This window comes from Roseateles sp. P5_B10, assembly GCF_056400485.1.
Genome location: NZ_JBFULE010000346.1, coordinates 1 through 5532 on the forward strand (window position 1 = coordinate 1; position 5532 = coordinate 5532).

The 5532-nt window shown below is 69.5% G+C and carries 3 protein-coding genes and 1 pseudogene; all 4 read right to left on the minus strand.

Features of this window, described 5'->3' with window-relative positions; all coding sequences use genetic code 11:
• The coding region (locus AC1DU6_RS18920; RefSeq protein ID WP_477858874.1) for a sialate O-acetylesterase at positions 1-1490 on the minus strand (1490 nt) is incomplete at its 3' end.
• A gap of 162 nt (positions 1491-1652) precedes the next feature.
• On the minus strand, positions 1653-3704 hold the full coding sequence (locus tag AC1DU6_RS18925; RefSeq protein ID WP_457322621.1) for a beta-galactosidase: 2052 nt from the start codon (positions 3702-3704) through the stop codon (positions 1653-1655).
• 21 nt (positions 3705-3725) lie between these two features.
• Complete coding sequence (locus AC1DU6_RS18930; protein WP_477858876.1) at positions 3726-5135, minus strand: hypothetical protein; 1410 nt, start codon at positions 5133-5135, stop codon at positions 3726-3728.
• 31 nt (positions 5136-5166) lie between these two features.
• A pseudogene (locus tag AC1DU6_RS18935) lies at positions 5167-5532 on the minus strand (dockerin); the annotation flags it as partial.

A 5532-nucleotide genomic window follows, 5' to 3' on the forward strand; every position in this document is an offset into this window, starting at 1 on the left:
GTGTGGGGCAGCGCCAGGGCCGCGGCCTGGCTGGCGCGCAGTTCGGCCCAGCCGTTGCCGTCGGGCCGGTTCTCGGCCATGGGCCGCCACGAGGCCAGTTGCACGAAGAAGAAGGGCAGGTCGGGGTCGGCGAACTGGCCACGCCAGTCCTGGATGAGGCGCTTGAAGCCGTCGGCATAGGCAGCCGCACGCCCGGAGTTTTCCTCGCCCTGGTACCAGAGCACGCCGCGCACGGACAAGCCTTGCAGCGGGGCGATGAGGCCGTTGTGGCCCAGGGCCGGGGCGCTGTTCGCCACCGGGCCGCCAGCCGCCACGAGCTTCTCGACGCGTGCCCGCCAGGGGCCGGCGAGCGACACGGTGCCGGCCGCCGTGTCCAGGCGCAGATTGGCAGCGTCGCCATCGATGCCGCCGCCGCCGCCGGTGTYGGTCACCCGCACGGCGATCCAGTTGGCGCCCGCGCGCAGCACGCCCGCTGGCAGCGTGTAGTGGCGCGCCTGCTCCCAGCCGCACTGGCCGCCAATCTTCTGGCCATTGACCCAGACCTCGTCGCAGTCGTCCACCTTGGCCAGGTGCAGCTCAGCGGCTCCGGCGGCCTGGGCAGGCTTCAGCTCAATGCGCTTGCGCATCCAGACGACGCCGTCGACGTCGGCCAGGCCCTGGCCTTCCCAGTTGCCGGGCGCCTTCAGTGTGGGCCAGTCGGCGTCGATGTCGGCAGCGGCAGACCAGCCCGAGGCGTCCACGCCCTCCAGCGGAAGACCCTTCTGCCAGGCGGCGATGCGGGGCAGCATGCGCTGGCCCAATGCTGCAGTGAAGGCAGCGTTGTCGGCCGGCAAGGCGTGCACCGCGGGTGCGAGGTCAGGGTCGCGCAGCGCCGCGTCGCGGCTCATCCAGGTCTCCAGCATGGAGCCGCCCCAGGCCGTGTTGATCAGGCCGATGGGCACGCCCTGCACCGCCTGCATCTCGCGCGCGAAGTGGTAGCCGACGGCGCTGAACTCGGCCACGCGGCCGGGCTCGGCAACGACCCAGGGCGCTGGCGCGATGTTGGCTTCGGGTTGCACGCTGGCGCGCAGCGGCACGCGCAGGTGGCGCAGCTGCGCGTTCTGCGGTGAGGCCACTTCCTGTGGGCCGGTGTCGGTCTGCGCCAGCGGCCACTCCATGTTCGACTGGCCGCCGAGCAGCCAGACGTCGCCGATCAGCACGTCGTTCAGCGCTGCGGTCCCGTCGCCCTTGACGACCAGGCGGTGCGGGCCGCCGGCCGGCAGAGGCGCTAGCTGCACGCGCCAGCGGCCGTCGGCGCCTGCGCGGGCCGTGCCGCTGCGGCCGCCGAGGTCGATGCTCAGCGTCTGGCCTGGTGTGGCCTGACCCCACACGTTCAGCGGTCGGTCGCGCTGCAGCACCATGTGGTCGCTGAACACTTGGGCCAGGCGCACCTCGGCGTGCGCGGTGGCAGCCAGCAGGCCAAGCAGCAGGGGGAGGGCTATCGTTCTCATCGCGTTGTTCTCGTCTTTCGGGGCTTCATCTCAAATATCAATTCCGCTTGCACGGCATCCGGCGGCGCACGAACCGGGATGTTGCGGGCCGTCCCCGAGGAGAGCGACCGGTCTTGCCGACGTTCAGTCGGTGCAACAACTGGGCGAAGTGCCTGTCATCCTTCAGTTCAGGGGTTCCAGCAGCTCCACGCCGAGCGGCGCCAGCTTCAGGCTGCCTTCCCAGCGCTGGTCACCGAGCACCCCCTTCATCGCGCCGGCGATCGGCACCTCCATCGGGTGCCAGTTGGCGTTGACGTACAGCACACGTCCTTCGACCTCGCGCGCGAACACGCCGTCGGGCGTCTTCGGACCCGGCTCGATGCCGAGGCTCGCGTAGAGCGAGCGCAGCAGCGGCCGCATGATCTGGGGCTGCGCCGGTGTGGCGAGGTAGATCGCGCGGCCCTTGCCGAACCTGTTGACAGTGATGGCCGGCGGCCTGCCCTCCAGGTTGCTGAAGCGGCTCAGCACGTCGGCGGTGGAGGGCTCCAGCACCTCGTAATGCTCGATCGTGCCCTTGACCTCCTCGTCGCCGATCTTCAGCGTGCCGGCGACGCTGTAGTACTCGTTGGTGCGCAGGCCGAAGACGTCGGTCAGGCCGCCGGGCAACGGCGTCCCGTGCCACTGGTTGTGCTCGTTCACCTTGGCCGACTGCGCCGTCATGATCACGGTGCCGCCGTCGGTGACGAACTTGCGCACCGCCTCGGTGGAGGCTTTGTCCAGCAGGTACATGCCGGGCAGGATGATGAGGCGGTAGCGGCTCAGGTCTTCGTAGGAGAGCTTGATGGCCGCGACGTCGATGTTGTCCTTCAGCAGCGGCTCGAAGGCACCGAGGGCCTGCTTCTGATAGGACGTCTTCAGGTAGTCGCGGGAGCTGTTGGCCGGGCCATTGGCACTGTGGGCCGCGACGTTGTCGAAGGAGTAGGCGATGGCCACTTTGGGCTCGACGCGGCGCGGGAAGCCCAGTTTCTCCAGCTTGGCGTAGTCGCCGGCGATGCGGGCCCATTCGGCCAGCTTCCACGAGGGGCGGTCGTCATGGTCGAGCAGGCCCATCAGCGCCTGCTCCTCGCCGCCGAGATGGCTGTTGAAGGTCCAGGCCAGCGCGGCCTGGCCGCCCATCAGCAGCACGAAGTGGGCCCACATGCGCGACCAGCCCTTGCTGCCGTAGGAGCCTGGGCCGCCGGCGGTGAACTCGTTGAACCAGGTCGGCGTCGTCATGCCCGCCCTGATGAGGGCCGCCTGCCATCCGCCGTAGATCGGTTCGCCGGCATAGAAGCCCATGGCGCCATAGGTGGTGTGCTGGCGATAGCTGCCGTGGTAGTCGAAGCCCTTGCGGCCCGACCAGCTCCAGTAGTTCGACAGCGTCGGCTTGTCGGGCGTGTTCTTGCGGCGCACGGCCTCCCGGTCGTCGAGAACGGCGATGGTCAGGTCGGACCAGAAACGGCGCAGGTCCAGATAACGCTCGGCGGGGCCCGGACCGTCGGCATAGGGCAGCCGCACTTCTTCCCACTTGCCGATGCGACGCGACCAGCGCTGCGTGGCCCAGGCCTTGTTCAGCGCGTCGATGCTGCCGTAGCGCTTCTTCAGCCATTCGACGAAGCGCTTGCGGTCAGCCTCGGAATAGGAGATGTAGCCGTTGCCGATCTCGTTGTCATAGCCCACGGCCAGCAGGGCCGGATGCTTGGCGTAGCGCTTGATGAGCGTGTCGGCCATGCGCGTGGCCAGGCGCCGGTAGTCCGGGTCGCCGATGTTGTCCATGTAGCGCTCGGCCGGCGCCAGGCGGGTGCCGGCCTGGTTGGTGATGTCGACACCGGGGTATTTGTGGTGCAGCCACATCGGCGCCGGCTGCCCCGGGATGTCGAGGATGACCTTGATGCCGGCGGCGTGCACCTCGGCCATCACGGCGTCGAAATGCTTGAAGTCGAACTTGCCTTCCTCGGGTTCGAAGTAGTCCCAGGCCAGGTCACCCATGCGGACGACCTTGAAGCCGGATTGCTTCATCAGCGCAACGTCGCGCTTGACCTGCGCCAGCGTGCGGTCCACGGGCTGGTAGTTCACGCCCGCGAACAGCTGGCCGGCCCCGGGCCAGTCGGGGTGGCCTTCGGCGCTCTGGGCGAAGGCGGGGTTGAGCGCGGCCAGGGCCAGCGAGCAGGCAATCAGAGTCTTTTTCAGTTTCATGATCGGGATCAGCGATACCCATCAGGCGCAACGCACGAGGCGCGCCCCATGCGGCGGCACGGTCAGCACGCGGGTGCCTGCGGGCAGGTCGGCGCGTGCCCAGCAGTCGCGGCTGGCATCGGGCAGCCAAGCCGGCAGCGGTGCCTGCCACGGCGCGTCGCCGGTGTTCAGCCACGCCGCCCACGTGCCTTGCGGGCCGTTGCAGACAAAGCGATGGCCCTGTGCCACCGAGTGCCACTCGCGTGCCCCGGGCACGCGCAGCAGCGCTAGCACCTCGGGGTTGGTGACCAGGCGCAGCGTCCAGTCGTCGAGGCGGCGCAGGTCGTTGCCCAGGATCAGCGGGCTGCGGGCGCAGGTCCAGGCGGTGAGCATGAGCAGCTGCTCGTCACGCGTGAAGCGGGTGTCGCGCTCGCCGCGACCGCCCTCGTCGTAGTTGCGCAGGCCGATCTTGCCCACCGGCAGCATGTCGGCATCGGGCCAGGCGCCCGCGCGGGCGTGGGGCGCCCACTTCACCAGGTTCACCAGGTTGTCGCGCAGTTGCGGCCAGGTGTCCCAGAAGTCGTTGCACACGCGCCATTGGTTGGCGTGCGCCTGCAGGTGGGCCGACTGATCCAGGTGCGCCGGGCCGGGCGACAGGCTCAGCAACATGGGGCGGCCGGTGGCGTCGATGGCGCGGCGGATGAGCTCGACTTCCTTGGCGTGGTAGTTAGGCGCGGCGATGTCGTCGACCTTGACGAAGTCCACGCCCCATTCGGCCAGCTGGGCGAACCAGGCGCGGTACCACTCGAAGGCGCCGGGATGCTCGGGCTTGACGCCGCACATGTCGGTGTTCCAGGCGCAGGTGGAGTGGGTATTGGCGACTTCGTTGCAGCGGTACTTGCTGCCGGCGATGGGCAGCTCCAGCCCGACCGCCTGGCGTGGGATGCCGCGCATGATGTGCACGCCGAAGCGCAGGCCCATGGCGTGCACCTGGGCGGCGAGAGGCGCGAAGCCGCGGCCGCCGGCGGCGCTGGGGAAACGGTTGGGCGCCGGTTGCGGGCGGCCGTTGCCATCCAGCACCAGCGGCGCGAAGTCCCGATACCACCCCGATGTGGCGCCCGCCTCGTACCACTGGATGTCGACGGTGGCGGTGTCGTAGCCGAAGGGCAGGAAGCGCTCGGCCAGGATGCGCGCGTTGTCCAGGTACTCGGCTTCGGTGACGCTGGCACCGAAGGCGTCCCAGCTGTTCCAGCCCATGGGCGGCGTGGGGGCCCAGGCGTGGAAGGGCAGGCCGGGCTCGGTGGCGGCGGCGGTGTTGGCGGACAGGGCGGTGGCGGCCGTCGCCGACCCGCCGGCCATGGCGGCCAGCCCGGCGCCTGCGACGGTGCGCACGAAGCTGCGGCGGGCCGGTTCATCGAGCGAGGTGGTGGCTGTCGAGTTCGTCTTGTTCATGAGCGATGCGGAATGAGGAAGGGCGCGGGGTTCAGTTGCTGTAAAGCATTCCGCGGCCGGTGCCGCTGAAGTAGATGCGGCCATAGACGTTCTGATCGGCCGCGATCACGCCGATGCCGCCGAACTGGTGGGCGTCGTCGTTGAAGCGCGCCCAGGTGGCGCCGCCGTCGTCAGAGCGATGCACGCCCCAGACGCCGTTGCTGACGCCCACAACGTAGACCGCCGCCGAGTACGGCGCGCCGGCTTTGGCCTTGCCCAGCGCGATTGCGCTGGCGCCTTGCACGTCGGCCCATGGGTTGCCGATGAAGAGCGACGCGAAGTTGCTGAGCTTGGCCCAGCTCGCACCCGAATCGGTCGAGTGGTACACCGCGTTGCCGTCGGTCAGCCAGAGGTCGCC

Bases quoted from the DNA above. Each gene is read 5' to 3' on its own strand.
- AC1DU6_RS18925 (WP_457322621.1), bottom strand. From the start codon at position 3,704: ATGAAACTGAAAAAGACTCTGATTGCCTGCTCGCTGGCCCTGGCCGCG.
- AC1DU6_RS18930 (WP_477858876.1), bottom strand. From the start codon at position 5,135: ATGAACAAGACGAACTCGACAGCCACCACCTCGCTCGATGAACCGGCC.